We start from the raw sequence: 14523 nt of genomic DNA, 5'->3' as shown, positions 1-14523 counted from the left end.
CGTGGAGCCCGAGCTTTCCGGGGTCTGGTACGTGTTGGAAGGGGAGCCGGGGGAGCACCTGGTGGTGGAGGCCCTGGGCCAGAGGCTTTCCGGCATCTGGACGCGCCGGGAACTGGCCGAGGCCTTTCTCGCCCACCATCCGCATCTGGGCATGCGGGTGAGCCCTTTGGAAAGCAGGGCCCTAAAGGAGGCCTTCCTCAGGGCCTTGGGGATGCTCAAGGTGGAGGCGGTCATGGTGGACTACCGGCCCGGGGTGCACCGGGCCCAGGTGGCCAAGGTGGCGGAGCTCTTAGAGGAGGTGCGGCGTGCGTAGGGCTTTGGCGCTACTTGGGGTTCTTTTGGCCTTGGGGCTAGCCCAGCGGGCGGAGGTGAGCCTGGGTAGCCCCTTCGGCGTGCAAGGGGGCGTGCGCTTCGCCCTGGTGCCTTTTTTGGCGGAGGGGCGGGTCTACGGGGGGGTGGGCCTCGAGGTCCTGGGGGGTGGGGTGGACCTCCTCCTCAAGCTTCCCCTCACCGACCTCTACCTGGGCCTGGGGAGCTTCTACGGCACGGGGCCCGCCTTAAGCTACCCCGGGGACACCCGGGGCCAGGGGGGCGTGCGGGCGGTCTTGGGCACCTGGCTCAACCTGCCCCTCCCCCTCCTCGGGGCCTACCTGGAGGTTCACCCCACCTACTACCTAACCCCCACCCAGGGCTTCGGGGTGGGGGCGGCCTTGGGCCTAAGCCTGGGGCTTTAGGCCTTGTACCCCTCCTTGAGGGGGACGATGCGGTTTAGGACCAGGGCCCCGGGCCTCGAGTCCACAGGGTCTTGCCAGAAGTAGCCCAGCCGCTCCAACTGGTAGCGGGTGTCCTTGGGGTTTTGGGCGAGGCTCGGCTCCACGAAGCCATGCCTGACCACCAGGGCCTCGGGGTTCAGGTTCTTCAGGAAGTCCCCGCCCTCCTCCGGGTCCTTGGTGAGGAAGAGGCGGTTGTAGAGGCGGAACTCCACGGGCAGGGCGTGGCGGGCGGAAACCCAGTGGATCACCCCCTTGGGCTTGACCCCGTCCTCCGGGTTGGCCCCCAGGGTCCCGGGGACGATGCGGGCCTTGAGGAGCTTCACCTCGCCCCCTTCCTCCACCACGTCCTCCAGCTCTATCACGTAGGCGTGGCGGAGGCGCACCCGCTGCCCGGGGGCGAACCGCTTCCAGCCCTTGGGGGGGTTGAGGGCAAAGTCCGTGCGCTCAATGTAAAGCTCGGGGGAAAAGGGCAGGGGACGGGTACCCTCCTTGGGGATGTCCCGGGGCCAGTAGGGGGCCTCGAGCCACTCCTCCCCCTGGTAGTTGGTGAGGAGGACCTTTAGGGGCTCCACCACCCCCAGGACCCGGGGGGCGATGGGGTTCAAGTCGTCCCGCACCACCTCCTCAAAGAGGTCCATCTCAATGAGGGCCTCGTTGCGGGAAATCCCCGTGCGGCGAACGAACTCCAGGATGGCCTCGGGCCGCACCCCCCGCCGCCTAAGCGCCCTTAAGGTGGGAAGCCTGGGGTCGTCCCAGCCCGAAACGTACCCCCCCTCCACCAGCCGGATGAGCTTGCGCTTGGAGAGGACCGTGTGGCTCAGGTCCAGCCGGGCGAACTCGTACTGGTGGGGCCTGGGGGCGAGGGGCAGGCCGCACTTCCCCTTGAGGTTCTCAATGACCCAGTCGTAGACCGCCCGGTTGTTCTCAAACTCCAGGGTGCAGAGGGAGTGGGTCACGCCCTCAATGAAGTCCTCGAGGGGGTGGGCGTAGTCGTACATGGGGTAGATGACCCACCGGTCCCCGGCGTGGTAGTGGGGGGCGTGGACGATGCGGTAAAGCACCGGGTCCCGGAGCTTGAAGTTGGGATGGGCGGGGTCAATCTTGGCCCTCAGGACCCGGCTTCCCGTGGGGAACTCCCCCCGGCGCATCCTCTCAAAGAGCTCCAGGTTCTCCTCCACGCTCCGCTCCCGGTAGGGGCTCGGCTTGCCCTCGGCCCTGAGGGCGCTCATCTCCTCCTCGGAAAGGTCGTCCACGTAGGCCTTGCCCTCTCGGATGAGGACCAGGGCGCATTCGTACATCGTTTCAAAGTAGTCCGAGGCGTAGAGGATGCGGTTCGGCGTGAACCCGAGCCAGCGCACGTCCTCCTCAATGGCCCGGGCGTACTCCTCCTTCTCCGTTTCCGGGTTGGTGTCGTCGTAGCGGAGGTTGCACTCCCCACCATAGTCCAGGGCGAGGCCGAAGTTGAGGAGGATGCTCCGGGCGTGGCCGATGTGCAGGTAGCCGTTGGGTTCGGGGGGAAAGCGGGTGAGGAGCTTAGGGTACTTTCCCTCCTTGAGGTCCCGCTCCACGATCTCGGTGATGAAGCACTCGGGGACGAGGCCCATAACCCAAGTCTACGAGAAGCGGGGCTTTCTCTTCTCAAAAAAGGCGCGGATGCCCTCCTTGAGATCCCCGGTTTCCCGCACCCAGGCGTTGGCCAAGGCGGCGAGGCGGAAGCCGTCCTCGAGGCCCATCCCCGGCAGGGCGAGCAAAAGCTCCTTGGTGAGGCGCAAGGAGGTGGGGGCGTTTTGCGCCACCTCCTCCGCCAGGGCCACCGCCTCCTCCAGGGCCTTCCCGGGAGGGCTTATGCGGTTTGCGAGCCCTAGGGCCCGGGCCTCTTCCGCCCCCACGAGGCGCCCCGTGAGGAGGAGGTCCTTCGCCACCTTTTCCCCCACGGCCCGCACCAGGATCACGGAAACCAGGGCGGCCACGAAGCCGATCTTGACCTCGGTGTAGCCCAGCTTGGCCCCCTCGTCCATGACCACGAGGTCGCAGGCGGTGGCAAGCCCGGCCCCGCCCGCCACCGCCGGGCCGTTCACCGCCGCCACCGTGGGCTTGGGGAAGGTGTAGAGGCGGTGAAAGAGGCGCATGAGGGAAAGGGAGTGGCGGTAGTTTTCCTCCGCCCCCATCTCCGTGACCCTTTCCAGAAAAGCCAGGTCCGCCCCAGCGCTAAAGGCCTGGCCTTTCCCGGTGAGGACCACCGCCTTGGCCTCGGGGTCTTCCTCCGCTTCCCCTAGGGCCTTCAGGAGGCCCTCCACCATGGCGGGGGAGAGGGGGTTTCGCCGCTCGGGGTCATTGAGGTAAAGGCGGTAGACCCGCCCGCGTTCCACCTGGACCATGCCCCCATTGTAGTGGGGAAGGCTTCCTGCTAGACTGCCCTTAGCCCGCACAGGAAGAGGCCAAGGCCCTGCGGGCTAGGAGGTGGTGTAGATAAAGGAGTACCTGGTAAACGAACGCATCCGCGCCAAACAGGTGAGGGTCATCGGACCCGATGGGCAACAGCTCGGCATCATGGACACGCGGGAGGCCCTGCGCCTTGCAGAGGAGCAGGACCTGGACCTGGTCCTGGTGGGCCCCACCGCCGACCCGCCCGTGGCCCGCATCATGGACTACTCCAAGTGGCGCTACGAGCAGCAGGTGGCGGAGAAGGAGGCCCGGAAGAAGGCCAAGCGCACCGAGGTCAAGTCCATCAAGTTCCGGGTCAAGATTGACGACCACGACTATCAGACCAAGCTCAACCATATCAAGCGCTTCCTGGAGGAGGGGCACAAGGTCAAGGTCACCATCATGTTCCGGGGGCGGGAGATGAGCCACCCCGAGCTTGGGGAAAGGCTTTTGAACCGCGTGGCCGAGGACCTCAAGGGCCTTGCCGTGGTGGAGATGAAGCCCGAGCTCTTGGGCCGGGACATGAACATGCTCCTGGCCCCCGCCAAGGTGTCCGCCTAGACGGAGGGCGTTTCCCTTGGTATAGTGGGAAGGCTTTTGGGGAGCCCTCAAGACCCCTTCTAGGGGCGCTTCCCAAGGGCAGGAGGAAGCGTATGCCGAAGATGAAGACCCATAAGGGCGCCAAGAAGCGGGTAAAGGTGACCGCTTCGGGCAAGGTGGTGGCCATGAAGACGGGCAAGCGGCACCTCAACTGGCACAAGTCCGGTAAGGAGATCCGGCAGAAGGGGCGGAAGTTCACCCTGGCCAAGCCCGAGGCGGAGCGGATCAAGCTCCTTCTCCCCTACGCGTAAAGGAGGTAGAGGATGCCGCGCGCCAAAACCGGGGTTGTCCGCCGCAGGAAGCACAAGAAGATTCTGAAGCTCGCCAAGGGCTACTGGGGCCTTCGCTCCAAGAGCGTGCGCAAGGCCCGGGAAACCCTCTTCGCCGCTGGGAACTACGCCTACGCCCACCGCAAGCGGAAGAAGCGGGATTTCCGCAAGCTCTGGATCGTGCGCATCAACGCCGCTTGCCGCCAGCACGGGCTCAACTACTCCTCCTTCATCCACGGCCTGAAGAAGGCGGGGGTGGAGCTGGACCGCAAGGTCTTGGCGGATCTGGCGGTGCGGGAGCCCCAGGCCTTTGCCGAGCTCGTGGAAAGGGCCAAGGCCGCCCGGGCCTCGGCCTAAAGCGTGCCCCTTGGCGCCCTGCGGGAGGCTTCCTGGCAGGGCGCTTTTTTTGACCATGCCGCCTGAGCTTTACGTGGTCTTGGTGGCCGCCCTGCCCGTGGTGGAGCTAAGGGGGGCGATCCCCTTGGGGGTAGCCTTGGGGCTTCCCCCGTGGGAGGCTTTTCTCTTGAGCCTTCTCGGCAACCTCTTGGTGGCCCCCGTGGCCCTGGCCCTCCTGCCCTGGGCGGTGGGCCTAATCACCCGCCACCCCTTCTTTGCCCGGCTCTGGCGGGCCCTCGAGGCCCGGGTTCGGCTAAAGGGGGAAGAGCAGGTGCAAAGGCTCGGCGCTTTGGGCCTTTTCCTCTTCGTGGCCGTGCCCCTTCCCGGCACCGGGGCCTGGAGCGGGGCGGTCCTCGCCGTGGTGCTCGGGCTTAGGCGGCGCTACGCCTTCTTGGCCATTTCCTTGGGGGTCCTGGCCGCAGGGCTTATCGTCCTCCTCCTCACCGGGGGAGCGGTGGCCGGGCTAAACTACCTGCGATGACCGCCTTCTTGCTTCCCTTGGCATACGCGGTGGGGGCGCTTCCTTTGGGGTACTGGCTCGCCCGGCGGCGGGGGGTAGACCTGCGCACGGCAAGCCCCTACACCTTGGGTCTGGAAAACGCCGTTAGGCGCCTAGGTATAGGGTTTACCCTCCTGGCCTTTGCCCTGGACTTCTTGAAGGGGTACCTCCCCCTCCTCTTGGGGCGCGCCCTCGGGCTTTCCCTGGCGGAGCTTCTCCTTCTGGCGATGGCGGCCTACCTGGGCCACCTCTACCCCCTTTTCCTGCGCGACCCTTGGCCGCTTCGGGCCAAGGGGGCCGGGGTCCTCTTGGGCATCGTGGCGGGGCTTCCCTTGCCCCCCGCCTTGGGGATGGTGCCCGTGGCCCTGGGGCTTGCCCTTTACGCCCTCACGGGCTACGCCTCCTTGGGGGCTTTGGGGCTTCCCTTGGGCCTCGTCTTGGCGGGGTTCCTCGGGGGGTGGGGCGGGGTGGAAAGGCTTCTCGCCTGGGGGCTCCTTCTCCTCGCCCTTTGGCGCTACAAGGAGAACCTGGGCCGGATCCTCGAGGGCACCGAGCCCAAGCTGGGAAACCCCTTGCCCCTCCCCTCGGAAAAGCAGGTGGTCTGCGCCTTCCTCATCCACCCCCTTACCCTAGAGGATTTTTGGCAAAGCCCCCGGTTCCGCTGGCTTAGGCCCTTGGTGCGCCTGGGGCTTCTGCGAAAGGAGTGGATAGAGGGGCTTGCGGAGCGCTTCCGCCCCATGAAGGTGGGGGAGGTGCGCGGGGTGAAGACGGCGGACGGGCGGGAGGTGCTCTGCCACCTGATCTCCGCCCCCCTCCTGCCCCACCAGATCAAGGGGAAGCCCGAGCTTGCCGTGAGGCGGGCCATCCAGGGGGCGAGGCTCGCCCAGGAGCTTGGGGCCACGGTGGTGGGCCTGGGGGCCTTTTGGAGCGTGGTGGGGGAGAAGGGGAAGAGGGTGCAGGAGGCGGTGCCGGGGATCCAGGTGACCAACGGCGGCGCCTACACCGCTGGCACGGTAAAGGCGGCCATCCCCCAGATCCTCGCCCACTTCGCCCAAAGCGGCAAGGACCTAAAGGCCACCACCGCCGCCGTGGTGGGGGCCAACGGGGTGGTGGCCTTCGGCATCGCCCGGCAGATCGCCCCCCTGGTGGGCCGGCTCATCCTGGTGGGGCGGGACCTGGAACGGCTTGGGCGGGCGGCGGAAACCTTGAGGAAAAACCTGGAGCGGAAAGGGGAAGCCCCCGAGATCCAGGTGAGCACCGAGGTGGGGGCCATCCGGGAGGCGGACCTCGTCTTCACCGCCACCAGCGACCCCAACCCCGTCATCTACCCCGAGCACGTGAAGCCCGGGGCCTGGATCTACGATGAGGGGGTGCCCCCGGACGTCCACCCCTCCGTGAGGGAGGTGCCGGGGGTGCGGGTCATCCCCGGGGGGGTGGTGCGGCTTCCCGGGGAGGCTTGGGCCACCCTGGACCTCCACTTTGGCGCCCGGGACCAGGTCCCCGCCTGCCTGGCGGAAACCATGATCCTGGCGGCGGAGGAGGCCTTTGACCGCAAGAGCCTGGGGGGAGAGCTCAAAGGGGAAAACATCCAGTTCTTCGTGGAGCGGGCGGAGGCCTTGGGCTTCCGGGTGGTGGACTAGTGTGGCTCCTCCTTTCCCCCACGGCCCTCGAGGCCCCCTTCCTCCGGGGCGAGCCCTTCGCCTTCCTCGGGCGGAAGGGGCTTAGGGGGGAGGGGTTCGTCTACCTGGAAACGGGCATCGGCAAGGTCAATGCCGCCCTCGCCCTGGCCCTTTGGGCGGCCACCCACGAGGTGGAAAAGGCCCTCCTTTTCGGCATCGCCGGGGCCTACCCGGGTAGCGGCCTCCGCCCGGGGGATCTGGTCCTGGTGGGGGAGGAGGTAGAGGCGGACCTGGGGCTAAAGGAGGGCCTTGCTCCCTTGGGCTTCCCGGCCTTGGAGCTTGGGGAAAAGCTCTACTTTTTTAACCGCTTTCCCCTGGATCCTGGCCTCACCCAAAGCCTGGCCCAGAGCCTCGGCCTTCGGGTCGTCACCGGCCTCACCCGGGACCTGGTTTCAGAAGGCCTCGAGGAGGCCCTGGCCTTGGCCAGCCGGTGGAACGCCGCCTTGGAGAACATGGAGGGGGCGGCCTTCGCCCGGGCCTGCCTCGCCCTCGGCATCCGGGGGGCGGAGCTTCGGGCCATCTCCAACCCCGCCGGCGTCCGGGACAAGGGGGCCTGGCGGGTGAAGGAGGCGGTGGCGGCCCTGGAGGAGGCCCTGGCCCGCCTCTTGGAAGGATAAAGGGGGCCTCTCCCGGCCCCCTGGAGGCGCGAGGCCTTTAGGCCTTCTTGTAGAAGGCCTCCGCCACGTCCCAGTTGAGCACGTTCCAGATGGCCTGGAGGTAGTCCGCCCGGCGGTTTTGGTACTTCAGGTAGTAGGCGTGCTCCCAAACGTCAATGCCCACGATGGGGGTGAAGCCCTCCATCACGGGGTTGTCCTGGTTGGGGGTGGAGAGGACGTGGAGCTTGCCGAAGGGGTCCTTCACGAGCCAGGCCCAGCCCGAGCCGAAGCGGCCCATGGCCGCCTGGGTGAGCTTCTCCTTTAGGGCCTGGAAGCCGCCCAGCTGCTCGTCAATGGCCTTCTTGAGCTCCCCCACGGGCTCCTTGGCCCCGCCCGGGGTAAGGAGTTGCCAGAAAAGGCTATGGTTCAGGTGCCCGCCCCCGTTGTTGCGCACCGCCATCTGGATGTCCTGGGGCAAGGCGGCCAAATGGCGGAGGAGCACCTCCAGTTCGGCCCCGTGCAGGTAGGGGTACTTTTCCAGGGCGGCGTTGAGGTTGTTCACGTAGGCCCCGTGGTGCTTCTGGTGGTGGATCTCCATGGTCTGGGCGTCAATGTGGGGCTCCAGGGCCTCGTAGGGGTAACCGAGTTCGGGTAGCTTGAACGGGTACGGCATACCTCACCTCCCAAGCCCCACTATAAGGCACCCACCCCTTTAGGGGGTGGGCGTCCTCACAAAGCGCCCTAGCCCTCGTGGGGCTTGGCGAGCTTTAGGGGCACCACGATGCGGTCAAACTCCTCTTCGGTAAGGTAGCCCAGCTCCAAGGCCGCCTGCTTCAAGGACTTCTTCTCCTTGATGGCCTTCTTCACAATCTCCGCCGCCTTGTCGTAGCCGATGGCCTTGTTGAGGGCGGTGGCCAGCATGGGGTTTTTCTGCAGGTGCTCCTCAATCCGCTCCAGGTTGGGCTCAATCCCCTTGGCCAGGTGCTCGTCAAAGGATTCCATGGCGTCCGCCAGGAGCTTGATGGACTCGAGGGCGGCGTCCACCATCACCGGCTTGTAGACGTTGAGCTGGAAGTTCCCCTGGCTTGCGGCAAAGGCCACGGCGTGGTCGTTGCCGTAGACCCGCACCACCACCATGGTGAGGGCCTCCACCTGGGTGGGGTTCACCTTGCCGGGCATGATGGAGGAGCCGGGCTCGTTGGCGGGGATGAAGATCTCCCCAATCCCCCCGTAAGGCCCCGAGGCCAGCCAGCGGATATCGTTCCCGATCTTCATCAGGGCCCCGGCCAGGGTGCGCAAAGCCCCCATCACGTGGGCAAGCTCGTCGTGGGCGGCCAAGGCGGCGAAGCGGTTTTCCGCCACCCGGAAGGGAAGGCCCGTCTCCTCCGCCAGGTACTGGGCCACCAGCTCGCCGAAGCGGGGGTGGGCGTTGAGCCCCGTGCCCACGGCGGTGCCGCCGATGGCGAGGTTGTAGAGGCCCTTTCCCGCCTCCTTCACCATGCCCAGGGTGTTCCTAAGTTGCGCCGCCCAGCTTCCCACCTCCTGCCCCAAGGTGATGGGCACGGCGTCCATAAGGTGGGTGCGCCCGGTTTTGACGATGGTGTCAAAGGCCTTGGCCTTCTCCTCAAAGGTGGCGATGAGGGCTTCCGCCGCCGGGTAGAGCCGTTGGTGAAGGGCCAGGGCCGTGGCCACGTACATGGCGGTGGGGAAGGTGTCGTTGGAGCTCTGGCCCCGGTTCACGTGGTCGTTGGGGTGGACGTACTTGCTCCCAAGGGGCTTTCCCAAGATCTCCGAGGCCCGGTTGGCGATGACCTCGTTCACGTTCATGTTGGTCTGGGTGCCCGAACCCGTCTGGAAGACCACCAGGGGGAAGTGCTCGTCCAGCTTGCCCTGGACCACTTCTTCCGCCGCCTGGATGATGGCCTTGGCGATTTCCTCGGGAAGCTCCCCAAGTTCCAGGTTGGCTCTGGCGGCGGCCTTTTTCAGCATGCCGTAGGCCCTTATGACCTCTATGGGCATGCGGAAACGCCAGGCCCCAATCTTAAAATGCTCCAGGGAACGCTGGGTCTGGGCCCCCCAGTACTTGTCCGCCGGCACCTTCACCTCGCCCATGGTGTCCCGCTCAATCCGGTATTCCATAGGACCACCTCCGGCCCGATTTTACCCTTCCTCTTCATACGGCTGGTGGAGCTTCACGGGCTTGCCCCTGAGCCCCGCCCGCAGGTTCAGCCACTCCACGAAGACGGCGAAGCCCATGGCGAAGTAGACGTAGCCCTTGGGGATGTGAACCCCTGTTCCTTCCGCCACCAGGGTGAAGCCGATGAGGAGGAGGAAGCTTAGGGCGAGCATCTTCACCGTGGGGTGCTCGTTCACGAAGGCGTAGATGCCCTTGGAGGCGAGGAGCATGATGGCCACGGAGATGAGGATGGCCGCCACCATCACGGGCACATAGCGGGTGAGGCCCACGGCGGTGATCACGGAGTCAATGGAGAAGACGATGTCCAGCAGGAGGACCTGGGCGATGACGCTGGCGAAGCTCGGAGCCACCCGCTTCACCGCATGCCCCGGCTCCCCTTCCAGCTTCTCGTGGATTTCCTTCACCGACTTGTAGATGAGGAAAAGCCCCCCAGCCATCAGGACCAGGTCCTTCCCCGTGACCTCGTGGCCCAAAAGGGCGAAGAGGGGTTTCTTAAGCGCCATGATCCAGGCGATGGAGAGGAGGAAGAGGATGCGGGTCACCGCCGCCAGGCTCAGGCCCAGAACCCGGGCCCGGTCCTGCTCCTCTTTGGGAAGCTTAGAGGCCAGGATGCTGATAAAGATCACGTTGTCCACGCCCAGGACCACCTCCAGCACCGTGAGGGTGACGAGGGCGATCCAGACCTCGGGGTTAGCGAGCCACTCCATGGGCAAGAACTATACCCCATAAACTGGGGAGCATGGTGGACGTGTTGGTGGTGGGGGCGGGTCCCGTGGGGCTTGCCTGCGCCATAGAGGCCAAGCGCCATGGGCTTTCCCACCTGGTGTTGGAAAAGGGCACGGTGGCGGAAACCATCTACCGCTTTCCCCGGAACATGCTCTTTTTCTCCGAGAGCAAGAACATAGAGATCGGGGGCCACCCCTTGGTGTCCCACGGCCCCAAGCCCACCCGCAGGGAGGCCCTCCTCTACTACCAGCGCGTGGCGGAGCGGGAGGCCTTGAACGTCCTCACCTACACGGAGGTTCTCCGCATCCAAGGCCAGGAGGGGGCCTTTCAGGTTTTCGCCCGGGGACGGCAAGGGGAGAAGACCTTCCTCGCCCGCTACGTGGTCCTGGCCACGGGCTACTACGGCAACCCCAACCGCCTGGGCGTGCCCGGGGAGGACCTGCCCCACGTCCTGCACCGCTACGAGGAGGGGGAGGCCTTCTTCGGCCGCAAGGTGGCGGTGGTAGGGGGGAGCAACTCGGCGGTGGAGGCGGCTTTGGAGCTTTACCGGGCTGGGGCGAAGGTGGTCTTGGTCCACCGGGGGAAGTGGGTGCGCCCTAGCGTCAAGTACTGGCTTCTTCCCGATTTTGAAAACCGGGTGAAAGAGGGGAGCATAGAGGCCTTCATGGAGGCGGAGGTGGAGGCGATTACCCTCGAGGGCCTCTGGCTTAGGCGCCCCGCTGGGCGGGTCTTCTTGGAGGCGGACTTCGTGCTGGTCCTCATCGGCTACCGGGCCGAGGACCGCCTGCTGCGGGAGGCCGGTGTGGTTTACGAAGGGGAAAAGCCTCGCCTAAGCCCTGAGTTGGAAACCTCCATTCCGGGCCTCTTCGCCGTGGGCTCCTGCGCCTTTGGCCCCGACACCCGCTCGGTGTTCATAGAAAACGGCCGGGAGCACGCCAGGCTGGCCCTCTTTGCCATCGCCAAGCGGCTTGGCCCCTTGACACCCCCGCGGGGTGCGGGCTATCCTTAGCGGCAAGATGCGTTTCGCTCTCACCCTATCCCTAGGCCTGGTCCTAATCGTAGGGCCAGCGGGGGGTAGGGTGTAGCGGTTTTCAGGCGCATCCAAACCCCCCGGGAAACCGGGGGGTTTCGGTTTAGGAGGGGGCGATGAAGGGAGCGGAGGCACTTTTAAAGGCGCTGGAACGGGAAGGGGTGGAGTTGATCTTCGGCCATCCGGGCGGGGCCATCATGCCCACCTACGACGCCCTCTATGACAGCAAGATCCGCCACATCCTGGTGCGGCACGAACAAGGAGGGGTGCATGCGGCCACAGCCTATGCCCGGGCGAGCGGCCGGGTGGGGGTGGTCATGGCTACCTCGGGCCCCGGGGCGCTCAACCTGGTCACGGGGCTTGCCGACGCCTACATGGACTCCACCCCGGTGGTGGCCATCACCGGCAACGTTCCCCGGGCCCTCATCGGCACGGACGCCTTCCAGGAGGCGGACGTCACCGGGGTCACCATGCCCATCACCAAGCACAACTACCTGGTCCAGGACGTGAACGAGATCCCCCGGGTGGTGCGGGAGGCCTTCCACATCGCCTCCACGGGGCGCCCGGGGCCCGTCCTGATTGACATCCCCAAGGACGTGCAGCTCGCCGAGTTCACGGGGGATTTTGAGGTGGAGCTGGACCTGCCCGGCTACAAGCCCACCACCAAGGGCCACCCCAAGCAGATTGAGCGGGCCCTGGACGCCCTGGAGAAGGCGGAAAGGCCCATCCTGATGGTGGGGGGCGGGTCCCAGCACGCCCACGCCGAGCTCCTCGCCTTCGCCGAGAAGACGGGCCTGCCCGTGATCACCACCCTGATGGGCCTCGGGGCCTTCCCCGGCAACCACCCCCTCTGGCTCGGGATGCCGGGGATGCACGGCACCGTGGCCGCCAACCGGGCCATCCACCACGCCGACGTGATCCTGGCCATCGGCCTTCGCTTTGACGACCGGGTCACGGGCAAGGTTTCCCGCTTTGCCCCCCACGCCCACACCATCATCCACGTGGACATAGACCCGGCGGAGATCGGCAAGGTGGTGCGCACCCACATCCCCATCGTGGGGGATGCCCGGCTGGTCCTGAAGGAGATGCTCAAGGGGGCCAAGCCCCTGAAGCTTGCGAGCTGGTGGCGGGAGCTGGAGGAGTGGCGCACCCGCTACCCCTTGCGCTGGAAGCCTAGGCCCCACCTGCAAAGCCAAGAGGTGATCCGGGCCTTCTTTGAGGCCACCGGGGGGAACGCCATCGTCACCACGGGGGTGGGGCAGCACCAGATGTTCGCCGCCCAGTTCTTCCCCGTGACCCGGCCCAGGAGCTTCATCACCTCTGGGGGCCTGGGTACCATGGGGGTGGGGCTTCCCTTCGCCATCGGGGCCAAGTTCGCCCGGCCGGACGAGCTCGTCATTGACTTTGACGGGGACGGCTCCTTCCAGATGACCCTGCAGGAGCTGGCCACGGTGGTGAAGTACGGCCTGGACGTGAAGGTGGTGATCCTGAACAACGGCTACCTGGGGATGGTGCGCCAGTGGCAGGACCTCTTCCACGCCAAGCGCTACTCCGAGGTCTACCTGGCGGACTCCAACCCGGACTTCGCCCGCCTGGCCGAGGCCTACGGCATCCGGGGCATCAAGGTGGAGCGCAAGGAGGACCTGAGGAAGGGCGTGGAGGCGGTCCTGAACGCCGATGGGCCCGTGGTGGCGGAGTTCAAGGTCTACCACGAGGAGGGCGTCTTCCCCATGATCCCCGCGGGCGGCGCCGCGGAGGACATGATCCTCGAGCACCCCGAGGAGAAGGAGGAGGTGGAGGCGTGAGGCACGTCATCTCGGTCCTAGTGCAGGACCATCCCCGGGTCCTGAACCGCATCACCAGCCTGTTCGCCCGCCGGGGCTTCAACCTGGAAAGCCTGGCCGTGGGGACCACCCATGTGCCCGGCCTTTCCCGCATCAGCCTGGTGGTTTCCGGGGACGACCACACCCTGGAGCAGGTGGAGAAGCAACTCAACCGGCTCATAGAGGTGCTCAAGGTCACGGACCACTCCGAGCCCCACGTGGAGCGGGAGCTTTGCCTGGTAAAAGTCCACGTGGCCGGGGTGGAGGAGCGGCTTGCGGTGAAGGACATCCAGGAGGCCTTCCGGGCCCGGGTGGTGGACGTGGCCCAGAGGAGCCTGATCCTGGAGCTCACCGGCGACTCCAAGAAGGTGGACTCCTTCATTGAGGCCCTGAGGCCTTACGGGATCCTCGAGGTCATGCGCACCGGGGCCGTGGCCATGAGCCGCGGCGAGAGGACCCTTAAGGTCAGGGAAAAACGGGAGGCGGTATGAAGATTTACTACGAGCACGATGCGGACCTAGGCTTCATCCTCGGCAAGAAGGTGGCGGTACTGGGCTTTGGCTCCCAGGGGCACGCCCACGCCCTGAACCTGAAGGAGTCGGGGGTGGACGTCCGGGTAGGCCTCCGGCCCGGTTCCAAGAGCTTCGCCAAGGCGGAGGCGGCGGGGCTCCGGGTGCTTTCCGTGGCCGAGGCGGTGCGGGAGGCGGACATCGTCATGGTCCTCCTCCCCGACGAAACCCAGGGGCGGGTCTACCGGGAGGAGATAGAGCCCAACCTGAAGGAAGGGGCGGCCTTGGCCTTCGCCCACGGCTTCAACATCCACTTCGGCCAGATCAAGCCCAGGCGGGATCTGGACGTCTGGATGGTGGCCCCCAAGGGGCCCGGCCACCTGGTCCGGAGCGAGTACCAAAGGGGTAGCGGAGTGCCCGCCCTGGTGGCGGTGCACCAGGACGCCTCGGGGAGCGCCTTCCCCACCGCCTTGGCCTACGCCAAGGCCATCGGGGCCGCCCGGGCCGGGGTCATCGCCACCACCTTCAAGGACGAGACGGAAACCGACCTCTTCGGGGAGCAGGCGGTGCTCTGCGGGGGGCTCACCCGGCTCATCCAGGCGGGGTTTGAGACCCTGGTGGAGGCGGGGTACCCGCCGGAGATGGCCTACTTTGAGACCGTGCACGAGGTGAAGCTCATCGTGGACCTCATCTACGAGGCGGGCTTCGCCGGGATGCGCTACTCCATCTCCAACACCGCCGAGTACGGGGACTACACCCGGGGCGAGGTGGCGGTGCCAGTGGAGGAAACCAAAAGGCGCATGCGGGAAATCCTCCGGCAGATCCAGACCGGGGAGTTCGCCCGGGAGTGGATGCTGGAGAACCAGGTGGGCCAGCCCGTCCTCGAGGCCAACCGCAAGCGCTGGAAGACCCACCCCATTGAGGAGGTGGGGGCGAGGCTGCGGGCCATGATGCCCTTCCTCAGGGCGAGGGTATTGGAGGAAGTGGGGTAGCGAGAAGGCC

At 66.4% G+C, this 14523-nt stretch carries 17 protein-coding genes; 12 read left to right on the top strand and 5 right to left on the bottom strand.

Annotated elements, in window-relative coordinates; translation table 11 throughout:
- The first annotated feature begins 1 nt into the window (after position 1).
- Positions 2–313 carry a DUF3234 domain-containing protein gene (locus L0C60_RS03575; RefSeq protein WP_234503603.1) on the top strand — a complete coding sequence of 104 codons (312 nt, stop codon included), beginning with the start codon at positions 2–4 and terminating at the stop codon, positions 311–313.
- Positions 306–734, top strand: coding sequence for a hypothetical protein (locus L0C60_RS03570; RefSeq protein ID WP_234503605.1), 429 nt, complete (start codon positions 306–308; stop codon positions 732–734). The genes L0C60_RS03575 and L0C60_RS03570 overlap by 8 nt, the downstream gene beginning before the upstream one ends.
- On the opposite strand, the gene L0C60_RS03565 is transcribed toward L0C60_RS03570, so the two are convergent.
- Positions 731–2377 carry a glutamine--tRNA ligase/YqeY domain fusion protein gene (locus tag L0C60_RS03565; RefSeq protein ID WP_234503607.1) on the bottom strand — a complete coding sequence of 549 codons (1647 nt, stop codon included), beginning with the start codon at positions 2375–2377 and terminating at the stop codon, positions 731–733. The two genes, L0C60_RS03570 and L0C60_RS03565, sit on opposite strands and share 4 nt — an antisense overlap.
- A 9-nt stretch (positions 2378–2386) precedes the next feature.
- Positions 2387–3151: an enoyl-CoA hydratase/isomerase family protein gene (locus L0C60_RS03560; RefSeq protein ID WP_234503608.1), complete on the bottom strand. Its 765-nt coding sequence runs from the start codon at positions 3149–3151 to the stop codon at positions 2387–2389.
- A 91-nt stretch (positions 3152–3242) separates the two neighbouring features.
- On the opposite strand from L0C60_RS03560, the gene infC reads away from it, so the two are divergent.
- From infC to mqnB, 6 genes are all read left to right on the top strand, one after another.
- A complete protein-coding gene (gene infC / locus L0C60_RS03555) occupies positions 3243–3758 on the top strand; it encodes a translation initiation factor IF-3 (RefSeq protein WP_071677664.1) in 516 nt (171 codons plus the stop codon).
- A 92-nt stretch (positions 3759–3850) separates the two neighbouring features.
- Positions 3851–4048 carry a 50S ribosomal protein L35 gene (gene rpmI, locus L0C60_RS03550; RefSeq protein ID WP_071677665.1) on the top strand — a complete coding sequence of 66 codons (198 nt, stop codon included), beginning with the start codon at positions 3851–3853 and terminating at the stop codon, positions 4046–4048.
- Positions 4049–4060: 12 nt separating this feature from the next.
- Positions 4061–4423: a 50S ribosomal protein L20 gene (gene rplT, locus L0C60_RS03545; protein WP_234503610.1), complete on the top strand. Its 363-nt coding sequence runs from the start codon at positions 4061–4063 to the stop codon at positions 4421–4423.
- A gap of 55 nt (positions 4424–4478) precedes the next feature.
- A complete protein-coding gene (locus L0C60_RS03540) occupies positions 4479–4943 on the top strand; it encodes a COG2426 family protein (RefSeq protein ID WP_234503613.1) in 465 nt (154 codons plus the stop codon).
- Positions 4940–6601 (top strand): glycerol-3-phosphate acyltransferase, encoded by a 1662-nt coding sequence (locus tag L0C60_RS03535; RefSeq protein ID WP_234503614.1) that lies wholly within the window; start codon positions 4940–4942, stop codon positions 6599–6601. Before L0C60_RS03540 ends, L0C60_RS03535 begins: the two co-directional genes overlap by 4 nt.
- A complete protein-coding gene (gene mqnB / locus L0C60_RS03530; protein WP_234503616.1) occupies positions 6601–7257 on the top strand; it encodes a futalosine hydrolase in 657 nt (218 codons plus the stop codon). The genes L0C60_RS03535 and mqnB overlap by 1 nt, the downstream gene beginning before the upstream one ends.
- A gap of 37 nt (positions 7258–7294) precedes the next feature.
- On the opposite strand, the gene L0C60_RS03525 is transcribed toward mqnB, so the two are convergent.
- From L0C60_RS03525 to L0C60_RS03515, 3 genes are all read right to left on the bottom strand, one after another.
- The gene (locus L0C60_RS03525; protein WP_234503618.1) at positions 7295–7909 is read right to left on the bottom strand and encodes a superoxide dismutase; all 615 of its coding nucleotides are present in this window, start codon (positions 7907–7909) and stop codon (positions 7295–7297) included.
- 68 nt (positions 7910–7977) lie between these two features.
- A complete protein-coding gene (gene fumC / locus L0C60_RS03520; protein ID WP_234503632.1) occupies positions 7978–9375 on the bottom strand; it encodes a class II fumarate hydratase in 1398 nt (465 codons plus the stop codon).
- Between the two features lie 21 nt (positions 9376–9396).
- Positions 9397–10140: a TerC family protein gene (locus L0C60_RS03515; protein ID WP_234503635.1), complete on the bottom strand. Its 744-nt coding sequence runs from the start codon at positions 10138–10140 to the stop codon at positions 9397–9399.
- A gap of 32 nt (positions 10141–10172) precedes the next feature.
- Between L0C60_RS03515 and L0C60_RS03510 the strand changes: the two genes are divergently transcribed.
- From L0C60_RS03510 to ilvC, 4 genes are all read left to right on the top strand, one after another.
- On the top strand, positions 10173–11168 hold the full coding sequence (locus L0C60_RS03510; RefSeq protein ID WP_234503638.1) for a YpdA family putative bacillithiol disulfide reductase: 996 nt from the start codon (positions 10173–10175) through the stop codon (positions 11166–11168).
- Between the two features lie 137 nt (positions 11169–11305).
- A complete protein-coding gene (ilvB, locus tag L0C60_RS03505; protein WP_234503641.1) occupies positions 11306–12994 on the top strand; it encodes a biosynthetic-type acetolactate synthase large subunit in 1689 nt (562 codons plus the stop codon).
- Positions 12991–13503 (top strand): acetolactate synthase small subunit, encoded by a 513-nt coding sequence (gene ilvN / locus L0C60_RS03500; protein WP_234503667.1) that lies wholly within the window; start codon positions 12991–12993, stop codon positions 13501–13503. Before ilvB ends, ilvN begins: the two co-directional genes overlap by 4 nt.
- Positions 13500–14513 carry a ketol-acid reductoisomerase gene (gene ilvC / locus L0C60_RS03495; protein ID WP_234503669.1) on the top strand — a complete coding sequence of 338 codons (1014 nt, stop codon included), beginning with the start codon at positions 13500–13502 and terminating at the stop codon, positions 14511–14513. Before ilvN ends, ilvC begins: the two co-directional genes overlap by 4 nt.
- The last annotated feature ends 10 nt before the right edge of the window (positions 14514–14523 follow it).

The organism is Thermus hydrothermalis (genome assembly GCF_022760925.1).
Classification (GTDB): Bacteria; Deinococcota; Deinococci; order Deinococcales; family Thermaceae; genus Thermus; species Thermus hydrothermalis.
The sequence above is the reverse complement of the archived record's forward strand: the minus strand, read 5'-3'. Positions and strand labels throughout refer to the sequence as shown.